Source organism: Lachnoclostridium sp. An169, assembly GCF_002160525.1.
GTDB lineage: Bacteria > Bacillota > Clostridia > Lachnospirales > Lachnospiraceae > Mediterraneibacter > Mediterraneibacter cottocaccae.
This window is the reverse complement of the sequence record NZ_NFKT01000006.1, coordinates 29311-47803: the sequence shown is the minus strand read 5'-3', so window position 1 is coordinate 47803 and position 18493 is coordinate 29311. Positions and strand designations below refer to the sequence as shown.

The 18493-nt window shown below is 54.4% G+C and carries 21 protein-coding genes; 1 reads left to right on the top strand and 20 read right to left on the bottom strand.

Going from position 1 to position 18493, the window contains the following annotated elements; translation table 11 throughout:
- Nucleotides 1-32: 32 nt before the first annotated feature.
- From recN to spoIIIAA, 20 genes are all read right to left on the bottom strand, one after another.
- Nucleotides 33-1709 (bottom strand): DNA repair protein RecN, encoded by a 1677-nt coding sequence (gene recN, locus B5F07_RS06230; protein WP_087160417.1) that lies wholly within the window; start codon nucleotides 1707-1709, stop codon nucleotides 33-35.
- An 11-nt stretch (nucleotides 1710-1720) separates the two neighbouring features.
- Nucleotides 1721-2179, bottom strand: a complete 459-nt coding sequence (argR, locus tag B5F07_RS06225; RefSeq protein ID WP_087160416.1) for an arginine repressor — start codon at nucleotides 2177-2179, stop codon at nucleotides 1721-1723.
- Between the two features lie 7 nt (nucleotides 2180-2186).
- Complete coding sequence (locus B5F07_RS06220; RefSeq protein ID WP_087160415.1) at nucleotides 2187-3020, bottom strand: NAD(+)/NADH kinase; 834 nt, start codon at nucleotides 3018-3020, stop codon at nucleotides 2187-2189.
- Between the two features lie 22 nt (nucleotides 3021-3042).
- Nucleotides 3043-3852: a TlyA family RNA methyltransferase gene (locus B5F07_RS06215; protein ID WP_087160414.1), complete on the bottom strand. Its 810-nt coding sequence runs from the start codon at nucleotides 3850-3852 to the stop codon at nucleotides 3043-3045.
- Nucleotides 3853-3865: 13 nt separating this feature from the next.
- Complete coding sequence (gene dxs / locus B5F07_RS06210) at nucleotides 3866-5782, bottom strand: 1-deoxy-D-xylulose-5-phosphate synthase (protein ID WP_087160413.1); 1917 nt, start codon at nucleotides 5780-5782, stop codon at nucleotides 3866-3868.
- A 12-nt stretch (nucleotides 5783-5794) separates the two neighbouring features.
- Nucleotides 5795-6685, bottom strand: a complete 891-nt coding sequence (locus B5F07_RS06205) for a polyprenyl synthetase family protein (RefSeq protein ID WP_087160412.1) — start codon at nucleotides 6683-6685, stop codon at nucleotides 5795-5797.
- A complete protein-coding gene (xseB, locus tag B5F07_RS06200) occupies nucleotides 6675-6854 on the bottom strand; it encodes an exodeoxyribonuclease VII small subunit (protein ID WP_087160516.1) in 180 nt (59 codons plus the stop codon). The genes B5F07_RS06205 and xseB overlap by 11 nt, the downstream gene beginning before the upstream one ends.
- An 82-nt stretch (nucleotides 6855-6936) precedes the next feature.
- Nucleotides 6937-8151 (bottom strand): exodeoxyribonuclease VII large subunit, encoded by a 1215-nt coding sequence (gene xseA, locus B5F07_RS06195; RefSeq protein ID WP_087160411.1) that lies wholly within the window; start codon nucleotides 8149-8151, stop codon nucleotides 6937-6939.
- Nucleotides 8148-8573, bottom strand: coding sequence for a transcription antitermination factor NusB (gene nusB / locus B5F07_RS06190; RefSeq protein ID WP_087160410.1), 426 nt, complete (start codon nucleotides 8571-8573; stop codon nucleotides 8148-8150). Before nusB ends, xseA begins: the two co-directional genes overlap by 4 nt.
- A 109-nt stretch (nucleotides 8574-8682) precedes the next feature.
- Complete coding sequence (locus B5F07_RS06185; RefSeq protein ID WP_087160409.1) at nucleotides 8683-9066, bottom strand: Asp23/Gls24 family envelope stress response protein; 384 nt, start codon at nucleotides 9064-9066, stop codon at nucleotides 8683-8685.
- A 71-nt stretch (nucleotides 9067-9137) separates the two neighbouring features.
- Complete coding sequence (locus B5F07_RS06180; protein ID WP_087160408.1) at nucleotides 9138-10730, bottom strand: peptide chain release factor 3; 1593 nt, start codon at nucleotides 10728-10730, stop codon at nucleotides 9138-9140.
- Nucleotides 10731-10798: 68 nt separating this feature from the next.
- The gene (cysK, locus tag B5F07_RS06175; RefSeq protein WP_330397742.1) at nucleotides 10799-11758 is read right to left on the bottom strand and encodes a cysteine synthase A; all 960 of its coding nucleotides are present in this window, start codon (nucleotides 11756-11758) and stop codon (nucleotides 10799-10801) included.
- 200 nt (nucleotides 11759-11958) lie between these two features.
- Nucleotides 11959-12573 (bottom strand): SpoIIIAH-like family protein, encoded by a 615-nt coding sequence (locus B5F07_RS06170; protein ID WP_087160407.1) that lies wholly within the window; start codon nucleotides 12571-12573, stop codon nucleotides 11959-11961.
- 16 nt (nucleotides 12574-12589) lie between these two features.
- On the bottom strand, nucleotides 12590-13228 hold the full coding sequence (locus B5F07_RS06165) for a stage III sporulation protein AG (protein ID WP_087160406.1): 639 nt from the start codon (nucleotides 13226-13228) through the stop codon (nucleotides 12590-12592).
- Nucleotides 13218-13595: a stage III sporulation protein AF gene (locus B5F07_RS06160; RefSeq protein WP_087160405.1), complete on the bottom strand. Its 378-nt coding sequence runs from the start codon at nucleotides 13593-13595 to the stop codon at nucleotides 13218-13220. The genes B5F07_RS06165 and B5F07_RS06160 overlap by 11 nt, the downstream gene beginning before the upstream one ends.
- 11 nt (nucleotides 13596-13606) lie before the next feature.
- Nucleotides 13607-14755, bottom strand: coding sequence for a stage III sporulation protein AE (locus tag B5F07_RS06155; RefSeq protein ID WP_242972444.1), 1149 nt, complete (start codon nucleotides 14753-14755; stop codon nucleotides 13607-13609).
- 20 nt (nucleotides 14756-14775) lie between these two features.
- Nucleotides 14776-15162 (bottom strand): SpoIIIAC/SpoIIIAD family protein, encoded by a 387-nt coding sequence (locus B5F07_RS06150; protein WP_087160403.1) that lies wholly within the window; start codon nucleotides 15160-15162, stop codon nucleotides 14776-14778.
- 69 nt (nucleotides 15163-15231) lie between these two features.
- Entirely contained in the window at nucleotides 15232-15426 is a 195-nt protein-coding gene (spoIIIAC, locus tag B5F07_RS06145) for a stage III sporulation protein AC (RefSeq protein ID WP_087160402.1), read from the bottom strand.
- A 13-nt stretch (nucleotides 15427-15439) separates the two neighbouring features.
- Nucleotides 15440-15958 carry a stage III sporulation protein AB gene (locus B5F07_RS06140; protein ID WP_087160401.1) on the bottom strand — a complete coding sequence of 173 codons (519 nt, stop codon included), beginning with the start codon at nucleotides 15956-15958 and terminating at the stop codon, nucleotides 15440-15442.
- Nucleotides 15946-16884 (bottom strand): stage III sporulation protein AA, encoded by a 939-nt coding sequence (gene spoIIIAA, locus B5F07_RS06135; protein ID WP_087160400.1) that lies wholly within the window; start codon nucleotides 16882-16884, stop codon nucleotides 15946-15948. The genes B5F07_RS06140 and spoIIIAA overlap by 13 nt, the downstream gene beginning before the upstream one ends.
- 353 nt (nucleotides 16885-17237) lie before the next feature.
- On the opposite strand from spoIIIAA, the gene sstT reads away from it, so the two are divergent.
- Complete coding sequence (gene sstT, locus B5F07_RS06125; protein WP_087160398.1) at nucleotides 17238-18464, top strand: serine/threonine transporter SstT; 1227 nt, start codon at nucleotides 17238-17240, stop codon at nucleotides 18462-18464.
- Nucleotides 18465-18493 lie beyond the last annotated feature (29 nt).

Below are 18493 nucleotides of genomic sequence, written 5' to 3'. Positions count from 1 at the left end.
TATGTGTGGCTTTCCGGATTTTCACACTGGTATTATGCTTCACTCTTTGCCAATTGTTTCATCTCTCTGGCACTCTCCAGCATCCGCTGTGTTATGTTGGCGCCGCCCAGCATCCGCGCAAGCTCCCGGATGGACGCTTCTGCGTCGAGCTGTTCGATCTGCGTCTTTACATGGCTTCCGTCCGATTCTTTCTTAATCAGAAAATGGACGTCCGCAGCCGCCGTGATCTGGGGAAGGTGAGTGATACAGATCACCTGTCTGCTCCTTCCGATAAAATGAAGTTTCTCTCCCACTTTACCGGCTGTAATCCCGGAGATTCCGGTATCAATCTCATCGAAAATCAGCGTCGGCGTATCCTCCTCGTCCGCCAGCACTGTCTTGACGGCCAGCATGACACGGGACAGCTCACCGCCGGATGCGATATCTCCCAACGCTTTCAGAGGCTCTCCCGGATTGGTGGACAGATAGAACTCCGCCTCGTCACTTCCGTTCGCCCCCGGCTTTCCGGTATCTGTCAGGCGCAGTTCAAGTCTGGCATCAAGAAAATTCAGTTCCTCCATCTGTCTCTGTATCTCCGAAGCGAAGGCTGACGCATTCTTCTCCCTCACCCTGTGAAGTTTTCCGGAGATTCGGGAAACTTTTTCAAAAGTTTCCTTTTTCTTTTCCTCCAGGCCTTTCATAAATTCATCATAATCATTCAGCTCTGTTATTCTCTGCTTTTTCCGGTCGCAGTATGCCTGGATATCACCGGTTGTTTTTCCATATTTTGCCTTCAAATGATTGATCAGATTCAGGCGCTCCTCGGTCTCCCTGAAATCCTCCTCGGAGAACTCGAAACTCTTTGCATATTCCGACAGTTCCCGGTTGAAATCATTGAGGAGGCTGTCGATCTCCTCAAGCTCCGAGCACAGTTTCGCTCCCGTCTCGTCGAACTCCGCCGCGTCCTGCAGTGCCCGGATCGCCCGGCTTAAGCAGTCGCTGGCATTTGCCCGGGCGTCCTCCCCGGTATACTGGTATGTCTCGGCAATGGACTCTGTGAGCCTCCGGCTCTCCGTCATCCTCCGGTACTGCTCTTCCAGCTCCACATCCTCATCCGGGCTCAGTGACGCATCCTCGATCTCCTGTACCTCGAAAGAGGCAAGGGACAGTTCTCTTCTTCGCTCCTCCTCGTTCAGAGAGGACTCCTCCGCTTTCCGGCAGATCTCCTGCCAGGTCCGGTATGCTGCAGACATCTCCCTTTTCAGAGGGGCCGTCTCCCCCTTTGCGTAGAGATCCAGAAGAGCCAGGTGGTTCTTCCGGTGAAGAAGCGTCTGGCTGTCGTGCTGTCCGTGGATATCGATGAGCATCCCCGCCACTTCCCGGAGAATGGCAGCGTTTACCGTCTCTCCGTTGATCCGGCTCACACTGCGTCCTTCCAACAGTTTCCTGCTCAGGGTGATCATCCCGTCCTCCGGGAATATATCCATCTCTTCCAACGCTTTTTGAATTCTCCCGTCCTCCACGGAAAAAGTCAGCTCCACCAGGCCGCTCTTTGCTCCGCTGCGGAGCATCTGGGCATTATACTTTGCTCCAAGCGCCAGGTTCACAGAGCCCAGAAGAAGTGATTTTCCCGCCCCGGTCTCACCGGTGAGCACATTGAGTCCGGGACCGAATTCCACTTCCGCCTCATCGATCAGCGCAAGGTTCTTTACATGAAGATTTTGCAACATAACGGATCCACCTATACCCCTTTTGAAACAATTTTACGTATCTTCTCCATCACTGCAGCCGTATCCTCCACAGTACGGACCGCGCACATGATCGTGTCGTCCCCCGCAATACAGCCCACAACCTCATCCCATTTCATAGCGTCCACCGCCGCGGCGACAGCCATCGCCATTCCCGACACGGTCTTGATGACCAGGATATTCTGGGCCATGTCCATAGACACGAATCCGTCCCGGAGCACGCGGACATATTTCTCGCTCATACCGTCCTCTTCCTGTCTGTGGAGCACATATTTCTGCTTCCCGCTGCTGACGGAAACTTTCGTCAGTTTTAAGTCCCGGATATCCCGTGACACAGTTGCCTGAGTTACTTTAAATCCGGCATTGTTCAGATATTCCGCCAGTTCTTCCTGCGTCTCGATATCATACCGGCTGATTAGTTCAATGATTTTTGCATGACGGCTGACTTTCATCTTCTTTTCAGTTTCCTTTCATTTTTTTGCGCATTGTTGTCAGAAAGCTCTCTTTGTGCAGTTTGATCAGACGGACCGTCTCCTTTGCCCTGCAGATCCGGACACGCTCTCCGGTTACAAGTTTGGTAGGTTCCACTCCGTCGAAGCACAGGGAGACCTCCTCCTGTCTTCCGTATCTGCCTTCGCAGATCTCGATCTCAATGATATCCTCTGCGGAGAGCACCACGCTGCTCGTGTTAAGAGCATGGGAGCAGATCGGCGTTATTACAATGATCTTTGCCGTAGGTTCGACGACCGGGCCTCCGGCCGAGAGGTTGTACCCGGTGCTCCCCGTAGGCGTGGATATGATAACTCCGTCCGCCAGGTAAGTATTCAGAAGGGTCCCGTTTACGTAGATATTAAACTGGACAATCCGCATCTTCCCCTCCCGGGTGAGAACGATATCGTTCAGGGCCAGATCTCTCTTCTCTCCCCGGAAAGTTCCTTCCAGCATCATCCGCTCTTCGATCTCCGGGGTTCCGGTAAACAGGCGGTCGAGCGCTTTCGGGCAGTCCTTAAGTTCCACGTCAGTAAGGTATCCCAGCGTCCCCAGATTGATTCCCAGAAGAGGGAGATTCCTGTCTCCCAGATCCCGGACCGCACGGATCAGCGTTCCGTCTCCGCCGAGCACAAGAGCACACTGCACCTCCCCCGGTACGGTTCCCGGCACGATGTGCCCTTCCTCATCCTTCTCCGAGAGAATCGCCCTTCTTCCGTTCTTCTCGATATATCTGCGGATCTCTTCCGTGATCGCGTAATCTTTGTCTTTCAGTCTGTTCGTTATGATATAAAAACAATCCATCCCGTACCTCTTGCTGCCATTGTCATCCTGCCAGAGTCTCAAACGCTTTGTCTGCGACGGACGCCGGAGTATCTTCCAGGCACATCCGCGCCTCCCGGGCCGGACATTTTCTCAGGTGAATCAGGTACTCGATATTCCCCTCCGGTCCGCGAATCGGCGAAAAGTCGAGGGCAAGAACCAGAAATCCGATGGATACCGCGTAATCTGCCACCTTTTCAATCACTTCCACATGGGTGCTCTTCTCTCTTACCACACCTTTTTTCCCTACTTTTTCCCGGCCTGCCTCGAACTGGGGTTTGATCAGAGCCACGATCTCCCCGTCATCTTTCAGATAATCCCGGATGGGAAGAAGCACTTTCGTAAGAGAGATGAAGGACACGTCGATGGAAGAGAAATCTACCGGTTCCCCGATGTCCTCCGGCTTCACATAGCGGATATTGGTTTTTTCCATGCACACCACCCGCGGGTCCTGCCTGAGTTTCCAGTCCAGCTGCCCTCTTCCCACATCGATGGCAAAGACTTTCTTTGCCCCGTTCTGAAGCATGCAGTCTGTAAATCCTCCGGTGGAGGAGCCCACGTCCGTGCAGACCTTGTCCCGGACATCCACATCAAAGACTTTCATCGCCTTCTCCAGCTTGAGCCCGCCCCTGCTGACATAGGGAAGGGTATGCCCTTTCACCTCAATCTGTACATCCGGCGCAAATACTGCCCCCGCCTTGTCCTCCCGCTGTCCGTCCACAAAGACGCTGCCTGCCATAATCACAGCCTTCGCCTTCTCGCGGGACGGCGCGAGATTCCGCTTTACAAGCAGCACATCCAAACGTTCTTTCATAATCTGTCATTCCTCACTGATCTGTAATCTTCTCCGGATCTGCAGCCTTTCCCGGATCTGCAGGTCCGTCTGTTCTCCGGGCCTCCCGGATCTCTGCCACGATCGTATCCTGATCCAGTCCAAGCTCCCTGCGGAGCACCTCCACATTTCCGTGTTCCACATAGTTGTCGGGGATGCCGATATTGAGCACATGTACCCCCGGTCTGACACCTGCGAGATATTCCAGAACCTGTTCCCCGAATCCTCCTGTGATCACATTTTCCTCGATGGTCACAAAGAGGCTGTGATTCTCAAGGAGGGATGAGAGCATCTCTGTATCCAGAGGCTTTACAAACCTGGCGTTGACCAGGGTGCAGGGCATGCCTTCCTCTTTCAGCCGGATCCGGACTTTTTCCGCCAGTTCCGCCATGTGTCCCACAAAAATCAGGGCAGTCTCCTTCTCCCTGTACAGGATCTCGCTCTTTCCGTACTCAACCGGGGCGCGGAACTCCCGCAGCCCCTCATAAGCCGCCCCCCGCGGGTAGCGCAGTGCCACCGGATACGGGAAATTCACGGCAAAGCGGAGCATATCCGCCATCTCCCAGCGGTTTTTCGGAGACATGACCGTCATATTCGGAATCATGGAGAGATAGGACAGATCGAACACGCCCTGGTGCGTCTCCCCGTCGCTTCCCACCAGTCCTGCACGGTCCACCGCCAGCACAACCGGAAGATTCTGGAGACAGACGTCATGGATCGTCTGGTCGTACGCTCTCTGGAGGAAAGAGGAATAGACCGCGAAAACCGGCTTCATTCCGCCCGCCGCAAGCCCTGCGGCAAACGTCATGGCATGTTCCTCCGCAATCCCCACATCGAAAAACCTGGACGGGAAACGCTTTGCGAACCGGGAAAGCCCCGTCCCGTCCGCCATGGCCGCGGTGATTGCCACCACTTTTTCATCCTTCTTTGCAATATCCACCAGAACCTTTGAAAACACATCGGTGTAGGTATCAGTCTTCTTTTCCTCCCGGGGAGCTCCGGTTCCGATCTCAAAAGGCCCGGTCCCGTGGAACCTGGCAGGATTCTCCTCCGCAGGGGCATATCCTTTCCCCTTCTTTGTGATCACATGGACGAGAACCGCGTGCTCCACCCGCTTCGCCTCATTGAATATCTTCACAAGCTTCCGGATGTCATGGCCGTCCACCGGTCCCAGATAGGTGATTCCCATATCCTCGAAAAACATGCCCGGCACAAAGAGCTGCTTGATCCCGCTTTTTGTCCTGCGCATCTGGCTGATAATCTGATCGCCTCCCACGGGGAACTTTTTCAGGGTATCCTCAACGCCCTTTTTCAGATCCGTGTACGCCTGGGCGGTCCTCAGACCGTTCAGATACCTGGACATGCCTCCCACGTTCTCGGAGATGGACATGTTATTGTCGTTGAGGACGATGATAAAATTACTCTTCAGCCGGGAGGCGTTATTCAGTGCCTCATACGCCATCCCGCCGGTCAGTGATCCGTCCCCGATAATGGAGACAACACTGTGCTTCCCGCCGGTCAGTTCCCTGGCTGCCACATACCCCAGTCCTGCCGATATGGAGGTGGAGCTGTGTCCGGTGTCAAATGCATCGCAGTCGCTCTCCTTGCGCTTGGGGAATCCGCTCATTCCTCCGTATTTCCGGAGATCGTCAAACCCCGCCTTCCTTCCCGTCAGCAGCTTGTGGGTGTAGGACTGGTGCCCCACGTCCCAGATCAGCTTGTCCTCCGGGAGATGGAAGGTCAGATGAAGCGCCATTGTGAGCTCCACCACGCCCAGATTGGACGCCAGATGTCCGCCGCTTACACTGATCTTCTCAATCAGGAAGCGGCGGATCTCCTCCGCAAGAGGCCCCAGCTCCTCCGGGGCGAGCCTGCGGATGTCGTTTTCCTTCTGAATCTTTTCAAGAACCATAAAAGAGCCCCCTTACTTTTCCCGGTATACAAGCCACCCAAAAAGCCGCTCCAGGAAATCATCCCCCGAAAGGAATCTGTGCAGCTCTTCAACTGCCTCCCGGGTAAGCCGGGTCGTATCCTTCCGCGCCTCTTCGATTCCTTTCCATGTTACATATGTTGTTTTCTCATTCTTTTCATCACTGTGTACCGGCTTGCCAAGCTGCTCCGTGGTGCTCGTCACGTCAAGGATATCGTCCTGAATCTGGAAAGCCAGGCCGATCTTTCCCGCAATTTTCCCGATCGCCTCCACATCTCCGTCCGAAGCACCTGCCATCACGGCTCCGACCATCATGGACGCCTCCAGAAGCGCACCTGTCTTCAGGCGGTAGATAAAGTCGAGCATCTCTCCGGAAACGGCGTGTCCGGACTCCTTCACATCTACGACCTGCCCGCCGATCATCCCGTTGATCCCGGCTTTCTGTGCCAGAATCTTCAGGGCTTTCCCCGCGCGGACACAGTGCTCCGGATTCCCGTCAAATACCCGGAGCGCCGTCTCAAAAGCATAGTTGAGAAGCGCATCCCCTGCCAGAATCCCCATATCTTCTCCGTAGACGATATGTGTCGTCTTTCTTCCTCTGCGGTAGTCATCATTGTCCATCGCCGGAAGATCGTCGTGGACGAGCGAATACGTGTGGATCATCTCGATGGCTGCCAGAAACGGCTCGATCTCCTTTCCGCTGCCTCCGAACAGACGGTATGTCTCCAGCATCAGAATCGGTCTGAGCCGCTTGCCGCCCGCCATCAGGCTGTATTCCATGGCGTCCATAATGACGCTCTGGTATCCCTCTTTTTCAGGGAGATATTTCTTCAGGACTTCTTCGATATATTCTGTTCTCTGCTTATATTCCTCATTAAAACTCATGGGTGTTCCCTTCCTCATCTAAGATAAGTACTTTTTTCTCTACCTCATCGATGGACCGGCTGCACTTTTTCAGCAGCGTCATTCCCTGATTGTACAGTTCAAAAGACTGCTCCAGGGAGACATCCTCCCCCTCCAGACGGGCAATCACATCTTCCAGGTTTTCGAACATCTGCTCCAGATTCTCTTTCTGCTCCTGCTGTTCTTCCTTCTCCTTCTCCACGCCGGATCTCCTTCCATATTATCTTGCTTATTCATTCCGCCGGATATACGACAGGCTCCGCCGCCTGTACCTTCGCCTCGATGCGGCCGTCCCCCACATAGACATTCAGGACGCTGCCGTTCTCCGCCTGGCGGATACTTTTCAGTGCCTCTCCGCTTTCGCTCTGAACATATGCATATCCGTGGCTTAATTTGTTCAGCGGAGAAAGGCCCTTCATCTTCTCAATGCAAAGAGCCAGCCTGTGCCGCTCTCTTACAAGAGCCGCCTCCATTCTGCTCCTCAGACGGTTTTCCAGGTCTGCCGCATACTGGCGCTTCTCGTTCAGCTTCTGCCGCGGATGGGCGAACTTCAGCCGCATGGCTGCTTTCTCCAGGGCAGCGCGCTCCTCGGATATTTTCTGAAGGACGGGGCGTTTCAGCGCCTCCCTGTCCCCCTGCAGTCGCTCCCGTATCTCGCGGTACTCACAGACCGCCAGTTCCGCCGCCGCTGAGGGCGTAGGGGCTCTCAGATCCGCCACAAAATCCGTGATCGTCGTGTCCGTCTCATGTCCCACCGCTGAGATCACCGGAATCCGGCAGTCAAATACCGCCCGCGCCACGATCTCCTCATTGAATGCCCAGAGATCCTCGATGCTGCCGCCGCCTCTGCCGACAATAATCACGTCCACCTGTTTCTGCTCCAGCATCCGGATTCCTTTTACAATGCTCTGAGCCGCACCGTCCCCCTGGACAAGGGCCGGATAAAGGATCAGCTGCACATAAGGATTCCTCCGCCGCGAAATATTGATAATATCCCGGACCGCCGCGCCGGTGGGAGCTGTCACGATTCCCAGGGTACGGATGTACCTGGGGATCGGCTGCTTGTACTCCCGGGCGAACATGCCCATCTCCTCCAGTTCTTTTTTCAGGGCTTCAAACCGCTCGTAGAGCAGCCCCGCGCCGTCGCGCACGATCTCCCGGGCATAGAGCTGGTACTTGCCGTCCCGCTCATATACGCTCACCGAACCGAGGACGATAACCTGCTGCCCGTCCTGCATGCGAAAAGAAAGCCCTGCCCTGGAACCTGCGAACATCACGCAGGCGATCGTGCCGGACTCATCCTTCAGCGAAAAATATATATGCCCCGATGTGTGATATCTGCAGTTGGAGACTTCTCCCTTCACATAGATCCGGTTCAGCATGAAATCCTGCACAAACATATTTTTGATATAGGAGTTCACCTGTCTGACCGTGTAGACATTATTCATTTCTGTTCTCCCGCCTGGCTCTCCTGCTTTGCAATCCTGCCAAGGATTCCGTTTACAAAGGACGGGCTCTCGTCACTGCTGAACTTCTTGGCAAGCTCCACCGCCTCGTTGATCGCCACGCTGACGGGAACCTCCTCATCCCAGCGCATCTCATACACCGCCAGTCTGAGAATTGCAAGATCCGCCTTGTTCATTCTGGATGTTTTCCAGCCTTTTGCATTTTCATTCAAAATAGCGTCAATCTCTTCAACGTGTGAGACGACCGCCTCATATTTCTTCTGTATGTATTCTCTGTCTTTCCCGCCTGCATCTTCAATCGCCTCGACATAGTACTGCTCATGTGCCGGCATATCCTCTGCATCGTTAAACTCGATCTGGAACAGCATCTTGAAAATGTGTTCCCTCTGCTTTGATCTAACCATATCGGCTCCTCTCCTCATCAGATAATGTCGCTTAAAGAAAAAGGATGTCTTGCGACATCCCTTATTATACAGCATAACTCTTATGCTCTGCAATAATGCCGGGAATGGATCACGCCTGACTGTCCATCTCTACGCCCGCCACCTTGATATTGACATCCGCCACTTCAAGCCCGGTCATATTCTCCACTGCATTCTTCACTTTTTCCTGTACCTTTGCCGTCACATCCATGATGTTGTAATCATATTTCAGGTTCAGCGTAAGGGAAACCGTGACAACACCCTCAAGCACGTCCACCTTGACCCCCTTGGACAGATTCTTCATGCCAAGGCGGCTGACCAGCTCGTTCGTGATATTGCCCGCCATGGAGGCAACGCCCTCCACCTCAGTGGCAGCCAGGGCTGCGATGATCGCCACAACTTCGTCCGCGATCTTCACCTCTCCCAGGCTGGCGTCATTCTGTATCGTATAAGTATTCCTTTCGTCCTTTGCCATATTCAAAACCTCCCGTTTTGTCTGATCTTCCTACATTATATCAAATATCCCCGGTTTTGCAAAGAAAAATATCAGGACCGCCCGAACTCGGACAGAATCAGGCCCTCATTTCTCTCCTGAGTCATGCGGATGCTCCACTCATGGGCAAAGAGCAGAAGCGGACGGCCTTTGAGATCTTTGATCTTCTTCATATCCGAAGTGCCGCTTAAATGATCCATGTCCACATTCTCATTCTCGATCCAGCGGATATGCTCATAGGGAAGATTCTCCAGGATGATCTCCACGTTGTACTCGTTCTTCAGCCGGTACTTGAGCACATCAAACTGCAGGACGCCGACCACGCCGACGATGATCTCTTCCATTCCGGTGTTGTACTCCTGGAAGATCTGGATCGCGCCCTCCTGGGCGATCTGGTTGATTCCCTTGACGAACTGCTTCCGCTTCATGGTGTCCACCTGCCTTACACGGGCGAAATGCTCCGGTGCGAAAGTGGGGATTCCCTCATAGGCGAAATGCTCTTTTGACGTGGTCAGTGTATCTCCGATGGAGAAGATGCCCGGATCGAAAACACCGATAATATCGCCGCCGTACGCCTTCTCAATCATCTTCCTCTCACTTGCCATCATCTGCTGGGGCTGGGAGAGCCTCACTTCCTTCTTCCCCTGCACATGGTACACGCTCATGCCCGCCTCGAACTCCCCGGAACAGATCCGCATGAAGGCAATCCTGTCCCTGTGGGCTTTGTTCATATTCGCCTGAATCTTGAAGACAAAAGCGGAGAAATCCGGCTCCGTCATGGGATCGATCTCCCCGTGGTCGGACATGCGCGGCAGGGGAGACGTGGTCATCCTGAGGAAATGTTTCAGGAATGTCTCCACTCCAAAGTTAGTCAGGGCGGAACCGAAAAATACCGGGGAGAGCTTTCCCTGATCCACAAGGGACTGGTCGAACTCTGCGGAAGCGCCGTCCAGGAGTTCGATCTCCTCCTCCAGATTGATCTTCGCCTCGGTCCCGATCAGCCAGTCGATCTCCGGATTGTTGATATCCACGATCTTAACCTCGCCCACCGCAGTTCCTTTTTTCGTGTCGAAGAAAAGTTCCACTTCCTTTTTCTCCCTGTCATAGACGCCTTTGAATCCCTTTCCCGAACCGATGGGCCAGTTTACCGGACAGGTGGGAATTCCCAGCTCTTTCTCAATGTCGTCGAGAAGGTCGAAAGTGTCTTTGGCATCCCGGTCCATCTTGTTGATAAACGTGAAGATCGGGATATGCCGCATGGCGCAGACCTTGAAAAGCTTTCTTGTCTGCGCCTCCACACCCTTGGACGCATCGATGACCATCACCGCCGAATCCGCCGCCATCAGGGTCCGGTAAGTGTCCTCCGAGAAATCCTGATGTCCCGGTGTGTCAAGAATATTGATGCAGTATCCGCCGTAACTGAACTGAAGGACTGACGAGGTAACGGAAATACCTCTCTCCTTCTCGATGTCCATCCAGTCGGAGACCGCATGCTTCGCCGTCGCTTTTCCCTTGACCGACCCTGCCTGATTGATGGCTCCTCCGTAGAGAAGGAACTTCTCCGTCAGGGTCGTCTTTCCCGCATCGGGGTGGGAGATAATGGCAAAGGTTCTCCGTTTTTTTATCTCATTTGTTATCTCTGACATAATCGTCTCACTCCTGTATTATTTTCGCCGCTTTTCTGAATTCCGGCTCTTGCGCTTTTCCGAAAAGCCTACTCGTCAAACAGCGGGGTGGAGAAATACCGCTCCGCCGTATCCGGAAGAACCGTCACCACAGTCTTCCCCTCTCCCAGCTTCCTTGCCAGCTTCAGCGCAGCCGCCACATTGGTGCCGGAGGAAATTCCGCACATAATGCCTTCCTTTGACGCCAGTTCCCGGGACACCCGGATGGCTTCCTCATCCGTGACGATGCAGATGTCGTCGTAGATCTGTGTGTTCAGAATCGCCGGGATCACGCCGTCCCCGATTCCCATCTGCAGATGGGTGCCGATGGAACCTCCGGAAAGGATCGCCGCATGTTCCGGCTCCACTGCCCAGATCTCCATGTCCGGATTCTTCTCTCTGAGCACTTCCCCGATCCCGGTGATCGTTCCGCCGGTGCCGATTCCGGAACAGAACCCGTCGATGGGGCAGTCTGCCTGCTCCAGGATCTCCACTGCCGTGCGGCTTCTGTGAACCGCCGGGTTGGCGGGATTTTCGAACTGCTGGGGCACAAAGACCCGGGGATCTTCCGCCGCCATACGAAGCGCCGTGTTCAGGCACTCCTCGATACATGCCCCGATGTTGCCCGCGTCGTGGATCAGGATCACCTCCGCCCCGTAGTGGCGCACCAGTTTTCTCCGCTCCTCGCTGACCGAATCAGGCATGATAATCTTCGTCTGATACCCCCGCACAGCTCCTACCAACGCCAGGCCGATGCCCTGATTTCCGCTTGTGGGCTCCACAATAATGGTGTCCTCATGAATCAGACCTTTCTCCTCCGCGTCCCGGATCATATTGTATGCGGTCCTTGTCTTGATGGATCCGCCAACATTAAGTCCCTCAAACTTTACGAGAATCTGCGCGCTGCCCTTCTCCGCCATGCGCTCCAGACGGATCAGGGGTGTATTTCCCATTGCCTCAAGAATATTATTATAAATCACTGCCGTTCCCATACCTTTCTGCGAAATCATTTTGCTCTAACCGTATTATTATATTACGTTGCGCGGAAGAACTCAACTGATTTTCATAAAAAACAGGCTGTATTCTGATCTGTAATCTGATTTTTTCGGAAAACAGAGCGCAAAAGGACAGGGAGAGCGGCGTGTTTCCTCTCTCCCTGCCCGTGCCGGCATCCGGTCCCGGTACATTTTCCCGGTCTCCGGTAGTCCTTCTACTCATGAATCGGCGTGATGACAATATTCTCCGGTGCGATCTCCGTCTGTCTTGTCACAATATCCTCGATCTGTGCCCGGTTTGCATCCGTAAGTTCTTCTGCCTGGACCACCACATCCGCGGAGTCCTCTGTGAGACTGACCACAGCCTCGGAAAATCCCTTGGACGCCATCAGCGTCTCCACTGCCACCTCCTGCTCCGCGATCTCCGTCATCTTTACAAGCTGATCGACAGCGCTCTGTTTTTCCGCATCGCTCAGATTCGTATTGTCGATGATCGCCTGAAGCGTCTCCTTATTCTGCGCTCTCACCTGCTCTCTTGAAACCTTTGCCTGGGCCACGGTAGTCTCCGCGGTTCCGCTTGTCAGCACTGCTTCCCCCGGAGTCCCCTCTATCTCCGAATCGTTGCTTGCAATATCCTCTGTGGAAGTCTCGATATCCTCCTCCGAGATATCAAGGAGCTCCTGGCTGGCAAGATCTGCACTTGCTTCCGCCGTACCCGGATCATCCGAAGCCGGGAAAAGTTTTCCGGAATAGTTCAGGTATCCGGCGACTGCGATCATAACTGCAAGCGCGGCAATAATGATCTGGTTTTTCTTGAACAAACGTTTCACTTCAAATCCTCCTTTTCTATGTATCAGCCCGTTTCATTATTTTAATCTTATGCGCTTCCACACCGAATAATGCCTGCACCGCCCCGGTTATGTTCTGTACCACAACCGCGTTGTCTCCTCCGTCTGCAATCACCACAACCCCCTCGATCTCAGGGGTAAGCTCCTTGCTCACATAAGGCGACTGGGAACCATCCGATCCCTGCTCATAGACACTTGATTTTTCTGAGGAAGTATCCTCCGTAGTCCTGGTTCCGCCGGAGGAGTCCGCCTCCTGTGTCGTCTGGCTGGAACTGGACTGATCCTTTTCCACGATCTTCTGTCCGGTGGATTTCAGGGTGATCATCACCGTCACCTCCCCGGCCCCTTCCACCTCCTGCAGAATCCGCGCCGTCTTTTCCTCCAGATACGCTTCATAGCTTTCCCCTGACACAGCCGCCTGCGTCCCCGTCTGCGCCTCTTTTTCCCGGTTCTCCCCGCTCCCTGTCCCTCCCGGTTCTGCGCTCCCGCTCTCCGGCATGGGAAACACGATGACGAGAAGGAGAACACCGATGAGAAAAATAATAAGCAGCTGGTTTTTCCCGGGAAGTCTCTCTCCTGTACGCAGACCGGAAAGGAATTCTTTCCACCTGCTCCCTTTGCTCTCCCTATTCTCCAATGCGGATCTCCTCCACTTCTATCCTCACATCCCCGGCGGACTTTTCCGTCTCCTCCCCCTCCTCCGGAGCCGTCCGGTATTCGTCCGGCAGCAGTCCGTTGCTCTCCGCCTCACTGTATATTCTGGCCGCCTGCCCGATCTTCTCTGTCTGCTCCCTGTACTCCATGCTCCGGTACAATGTTCCGAACTCTTCCCACAGCCCGGTCAGGCGAAGCAGCGGGGAGGCAAGGAGCAGGATGAGGACCAGTCCCGAGAAGAACCGGATATATCTGGCATACTCTTTCCCCGCCACCGCGTGCATCACAGCCGCAGTCACAACCAGGTATACCGAAATACTGCGAATCCAGCCATATAACGCTTCCAGCATATTCCCACCTCCTATGTTGTGGACGCCGCCACCACAGCGATGGTCAGCAGAAAAAGCAGCCCTGTGGAAAATACCAGCCTCATCAGCAGCTCATACCCCTCGCTCACGCCGCTGATGCATCCGGTGATCCGTTTGTCCGAGACCGGCTGAACCAGAGCTGCCGCCAGTTTGTAGAGCAGCGCCAGAATCGCCATCTGCAGGATGGGAACCGCACAGATCACCACTGCAATCACCGCCCCCGCCATGCCAATCCCGTTCTTGATCAGAACTGCTGTGCCGAGCACGACCTCCGTCACGCCTCCCAGGGCATTTCCCACCCAGGGAAGAGCCTCTGCAGTCCGGGTCAGTGCGCTCCGCTTCAGGGCGTCGATGGCGGGAGCCAGAAGGGACTGCACCACATTGATGCCGATCACACAGGCAAGAAGAGATTTCAAGCTCCATGTCACCACTTTCTTTACCAGTGATGCAAACTCCGACAGAAAATCCTCTCCCGTTAGATTGCCGAGCACCTGAATCATAATATAGATGTTGACTGCCGGCATCAGGAACCGGACGATGACCACCTCAACGACAAAAATCAGGAACAGAATCACATTGTAGAAAAAGAGCGAGGTGGTGCTGCCGGACGCGAAGGCAACCGCCAGGAAATAACTGGGACACAGCACCCGCATAAATCCCACAAGAGATTCCATCTGTTCCTCCACTTCCTGAACGGCAGTCTGAAACGCTGTCAGGCAGAAGGTGATCAGCAGCATATAAAGGACGTAAAAGCTGATGTCCGAGAGCTGCCGGCTCTGAAAAGCCCCTGCAAAATTCGTAAATACCGCTGCCGCCAGTGCAACCAGGAGGATATAGACCAGATTATGCCTGTTGTACCGGAACCCGTAGGACACCTGATCGGAGAGGAATCCCAGAAACATACTGCCTGCTTCCTGCAGATCTCCGGAGACAAGTGCAGATACAACCTCTCCAAAAGAGAGCTTCTCCCCCGGGAACATCTCTCTTAACCCCTCCTCGATCTGATCGAAGTCAAACTCCTCCAGAAGTGCCTGCTGCACCTTCTCCTGCACTGCATCCGCCTCCTCTTCAGCCGCTTCTTCTGCTTTTACAATTCTCAGCCCGGCTGTAAAAATGATAAGAACCAGGAGCAGGGTCAGCATAATCTGTTTCGCCCGGCGGATCATGACAGGAACCCCGCAATCGTCTCCAGAAGTGCCAGAAGCACCGGAGTCCCGAGCGCCAGAATCGTCAGCCTGCAGAAGATCTCAATCTGCCCGGCTATGGTCTGATATCCCGCGTCCCTGCATATTCCGGAGGAGAATTCGGCAATGTAAGTGATTCCGATCATCTTGAGCATGGTAGAGAAATAGCCGGCATCCAGATCAATGTAAGCGCGGATTTCCTCGATTGCGGAGATCAGCACGGCAAGGCGGTCAACGATACATGAGAACAGAAAAATCCCTGCTGCTGTCCCGATAAAGATGCCGTATTCCGTTTTGCTTCCCTTGAGCTGCACCGCCAGAAGCGCTGCAATCACTCCCACTGCACCGACCTGCATCATGCTCATTTTCTTCACCTCCCTCGGTCCGGTCTGCCGCTTCTTTCCCCGTCCCGTTTTCCCTGCCGGATGTCCCTGCTAGAGGGAGAACAGCTGCCGGATGGAGACAAACAGATCATAGATATAGGGGAGCACCCAGGACAGCACAAGGATCAGCCCTGCCAGGCTTGTGAGGAATGCCTGTTCCTCCCTTCCGCTGTGTTTGAGCACCTGGCTTAAGATGGACACAAGGATGCCCACTGCCGCAATTCGAAATATCAGACTTATACTCATGATTCCTCCCCGGTCAGATCAGGACGACAACCAGAAAAATCCCGCCCATCACACCGAGGCAGTTTCCGATCCGTTTCCTGGAAGCAAGATTCTCCCGCACCTTTTCAATCGCCAGGTCCATACGGTTTATGTAAAGCTGAAGGGAGCGGTCCGCTGTCTCAGCGTCCACCTGCCCCAGGAATGTCCCCAGTTCCTTGAGCAGGATGGAATGTTCTGTTTTCAGCCCCAGCATGTCCAGATAGCGGTCAACGCACCGGTTCCAGATCCTGGAGAATCCCGCCTCCGACCTCTCCCCGGTCTCCCGCGCAGTCTCTCTGAGCCAGGTCCGGTAAGGCTCCCTTACTCTGGCTGCCACCGCGGCGAACACCTCCGGAAGAGGCGCACAGGTGTACTCCATCTCCCCCCGGATCAGCCCCGTGACATACCGCAGATACAGCAGTTTCTCGAGATACTGTTTCAGTTCCTGCCCGTAGACATACCCTGCTCCCGATGTAGCCGCAATAATCAGGATACTTCCCATCACTTTCTGCACAGCACACTCCCCCGCCCGTCATAGACTCCCCGGATCTCTCCGGGACGCTCCCCGTTTCCCAGCACCACATAGCGCTCAAACATCCTTCTGCGGATCAGCTCCCCAAGAACCGGTTTGTTCTTCGCCTCATCCAGATCCAGGCCGTGAACGCTGGCGATCAGCCGGCATCCGCACTGCATGGCATACTCGATGGCATGGATATCCTCGCTTGTGCCGATCTCATCCACGGCGATCACCTGGGGCGCCATGGAGCGTATCAGCATGATCATCCCCTCCGCCTTGGGACAGCAGTCCAGAATATCCGTCCTCGTTCCCAGATGGTTCTGGGCGATTCCGAGATAACAGCCGCCAAGCTCCGAGCGTTCGTCCACCACTCCCACGGAACATCCTTTCACATAGCGGTTCCCGTCCGATATCTGCCGGATCAGGTCCCGGATCAGCGTGGTCTTTCCGCAGCAGGGCGGCGAAATGATCAGCGTATGGCATACCTGCCTGTTCTTTGTGATATAAGGGAGGAGTTCATCCGCGCACCCGATCACTTCATGGGAGACCCTGACATTTACAGATGATATGTACTGAATATTCTTTACCCGTTCTTTTTCCATAATTACTTTTCCTGCCACTCCTACTCTGTGCCCTCCTTCTATGGTAAGAAACCCCTGTTTCAATTCATTTTCATATGCGTAGAGGGAGTAATGGCTGATGTACTCCATGGTCTCCCTCAGTTCCTCCTTCGTAACGATATGCCCCCCTTCTCTTTTCCCCGGCACCCTCTCTTCATTCCCGTACATGATCCGCATCGGCTGTCCCGCCCTCAGACGGATCTCCTGCAGCCTGTCAAAATCCGGAACATCCTCCTCGATGATCCTTCGCACGCTTTTCGCAAGGATCGAGAGGATCTGTGATTTTCTGTTCTGTCTCTCCATCTTGTCCACCTCTTTACACAATATATGAGGAACCGGCGGAAATATGACTGGAAAAAATCCGGATGCAGTTACTTTTCATGCGTCCGCTGTTCTCCAGGCTGTGCAGCCCTGTATTGCTGCGAAGACCCGTAGTGGAACGCCGGTTCTTAGGCTGCGTCTTTTGCAGCCTTAGCACCGCTGCGTTACACTCCCGAGCGAAAGCGTGGTCGCCGCGGCAATATGGGGCTGCACAGCCTGATAACCGGCGGAAAATGAAAAGTAACTGCAGCCGAATAATGCAGAGGGCTTTTCCGCTTCCGGAAATCATGATATACTGTTTCTGTTCGAAAAAATTAAGACAAAGGATGATTAGAATGAAACAACTTCTGAAAAAATGGAATGAGATCAGTCTCGTAAAACGGATTATCTGCGGACTGATCGTGGGAATTATACTGGGGCTTGCGGTCCCGCAGTTTACCGTGATCTCTGTTCTGGGTGATCTGTTTGTGGGCGCGCTCCGTGCCATCGCGCCGCTGCTGGTGCTCTTTCTGGTCATGGGCGCACTCGCCCACCAGAGGGAGGGGCAGCAGAGCAACATCAAACGCATCATCGTGCTCTATCTTCTGGGGACCTTCCTTGCGGGCTGTGTTGCCGTCGTGGCAAGCTTTCTGTTTCCGGTCACCATCACGCTCACCGAAACCACTGCTCAGGCCACTCCGCCCGACGGAATCGGCGAGGTGTTAAACAGCCTTCTCATGAGTGTGGTCGCCAATCCGGTTGACGCCCTGGCAAACGCCAACTACATCGGAATCCTCGCCTGGGCCGTTCTTCTCGGCATCGCCCTGAGAAAGGCCGGGGAAGGCACAAAAAATTCCATCGCACATATCTCTGACGCTTTTTCGCAGATCGTGCGGTGGATCATAAACTGCGCTCCTCTGGGAGTGCTCGGTCTTGTATTTACAACGATTGCCGAGCAGGGACTCTCTTCCCTGCTCAGTTACGGACAGCTCATTCTGCTTCTGGTAGGAAGCATGGCATTCGTGGCGTTTGTGGTCAACCCGCTGATTACCTTTATCGGCATCCGCAGGAATCCCTATCCGCTAGTGCTCAAATGTCTGAAGGACAGCGGAATCACCGCGTTTTTCACCCGCAGTTCCGCCGCAAATATTCCGGTAAACATGCGGCTGTGTGAAGAACTCGGACTTGACCGCAACACATACGCCGTGTCCATTCCCTTAGGTTCAACCATCAATATGGGCGGGGCCGCTGTGACCATCTCTGTCCTCACCCTTGCGGCCGTGCACACCCTGGGCATCCATGTGGACCTGCCCTCCGCCATTGTCCTGTGTATCCTCTCCGCCATCAGCGCCTGCGGGGCATCCGGAGTGGCGGGCGGTTCCCTTCTTCTTGTGCCGCTTGCCTGCAGTATGTTCGGCATCTCCGATGATATTGCCATGCAGGTGGTAGGCGTGGGCTTCATTGTGGGAGTGATCCAGGACTCCTGCGAGACCGCCATCAACTCCTCCACGGATGTGCTGTATACGGCGGTGGCGGAGTTCTCACAGCGGAGGAAAACCTCCCGCACGGACAAGGCGCAGTAACCCAACTTCTCCCATAAACCAGAGAGCCG

What these genes read in the sequence shown, in the direction of transcription:
- recN (WP_087160417.1), bottom strand. Translation starts at nt 1,709, where the DNA reads ATGTTGCAAAATCTTCATGTAAAGAACCTTGCGCTGATCGATGAGGCG.
- argR (WP_087160416.1), bottom strand. Translation starts at nt 2,179, where the DNA reads ATGAAAGTCAGCCGTCATGCAAAAATCATTGAACTAATCAGCCGGTAT.
- B5F07_RS06220 (WP_087160415.1), bottom strand. Translation starts at nt 3,020, where the DNA reads ATGGATTGTTTTTATATCATAACGAACAGACTGAAAGACAAAGATTAC.
- B5F07_RS06215 (WP_087160414.1), bottom strand. Translation starts at nt 3,852, where the DNA reads ATGAAAGAACGTTTGGATGTGCTGCTTGTAAAGCGGAATCTCGCGCCG.
- dxs (WP_087160413.1), bottom strand. Translation starts at nt 5,782, where the DNA reads ATGGTTCTTGAAAAGATTCAGAAGGAAAACGACATCCGCAGGCTCGCC.
- B5F07_RS06205 (WP_087160412.1), bottom strand. Translation starts at nt 6,685, where the DNA reads ATGAGTTTTAATGAGGAATATAAGCAGAGAACAGAATATATCGAAGAA.
- xseB (WP_087160516.1), bottom strand. Translation starts at nt 6,854, where the DNA reads ATGTTCGAAAACCTGGAAGATGTGATTGCCCGTCTGGAGGGGGAGGAT.
- xseA (WP_087160411.1), bottom strand. Translation starts at nt 8,151, where the DNA reads ATGAATAATGTCTACACGGTCAGACAGGTGAACTCCTATATCAAAAAT.
- nusB (WP_087160410.1), bottom strand. Translation starts at nt 8,573, where the DNA reads ATGGTTAGATCAAAGCAGAGGGAACACATTTTCAAGATGCTGTTCCAG.
- B5F07_RS06185 (WP_087160409.1), bottom strand. Translation starts at nt 9,066, where the DNA reads ATGGCAAAGGACGAAAGGAATACTTATACGATACAGAATGACGCCAGC.
- B5F07_RS06180 (WP_087160408.1), bottom strand. Translation starts at nt 10,730, where the DNA reads ATGTCAGAGATAACAAATGAGATAAAAAAACGGAGAACCTTTGCCATT.
- cysK (WP_330397742.1), bottom strand. Translation starts at nt 11,758, where the DNA reads ATGATTTCGCAGAAAGGTATGGGAACGGCAGTGATTTATAATAATATT.
- B5F07_RS06160 (WP_087160405.1), bottom strand. Translation starts at nt 13,595, where the DNA reads ATGCTGGAAGCGTTATATGGCTGGATTCGCAGTATTTCGGTATACCTG.
- B5F07_RS06155 (WP_242972444.1), bottom strand. Translation starts at nt 14,755, where the DNA reads ATGCTGACCCTGCTCCTGGTTCTTATCATTTTTACAGCCGGGCTGAGA.
- B5F07_RS06150 (WP_087160403.1), bottom strand. Translation starts at nt 15,162, where the DNA reads ATGAGCATGATGCAGGTCGGTGCAGTGGGAGTGATTGCAGCGCTTCTG.
- spoIIIAC (WP_087160402.1), bottom strand. Translation starts at nt 15,426, where the DNA reads ATGAGTATAAGTCTGATATTTCGAATTGCGGCAGTGGGCATCCTTGTG.
- spoIIIAA (WP_087160400.1), bottom strand. Translation starts at nt 16,884, where the DNA reads ATGGAGAGACAGAACAGAAAATCACAGATCCTCTCGATCCTTGCGAAA.
- sstT (WP_087160398.1), top strand. Translation starts at nt 17,238, where the DNA reads ATGAAACAACTTCTGAAAAAATGGAATGAGATCAGTCTCGTAAAACGG.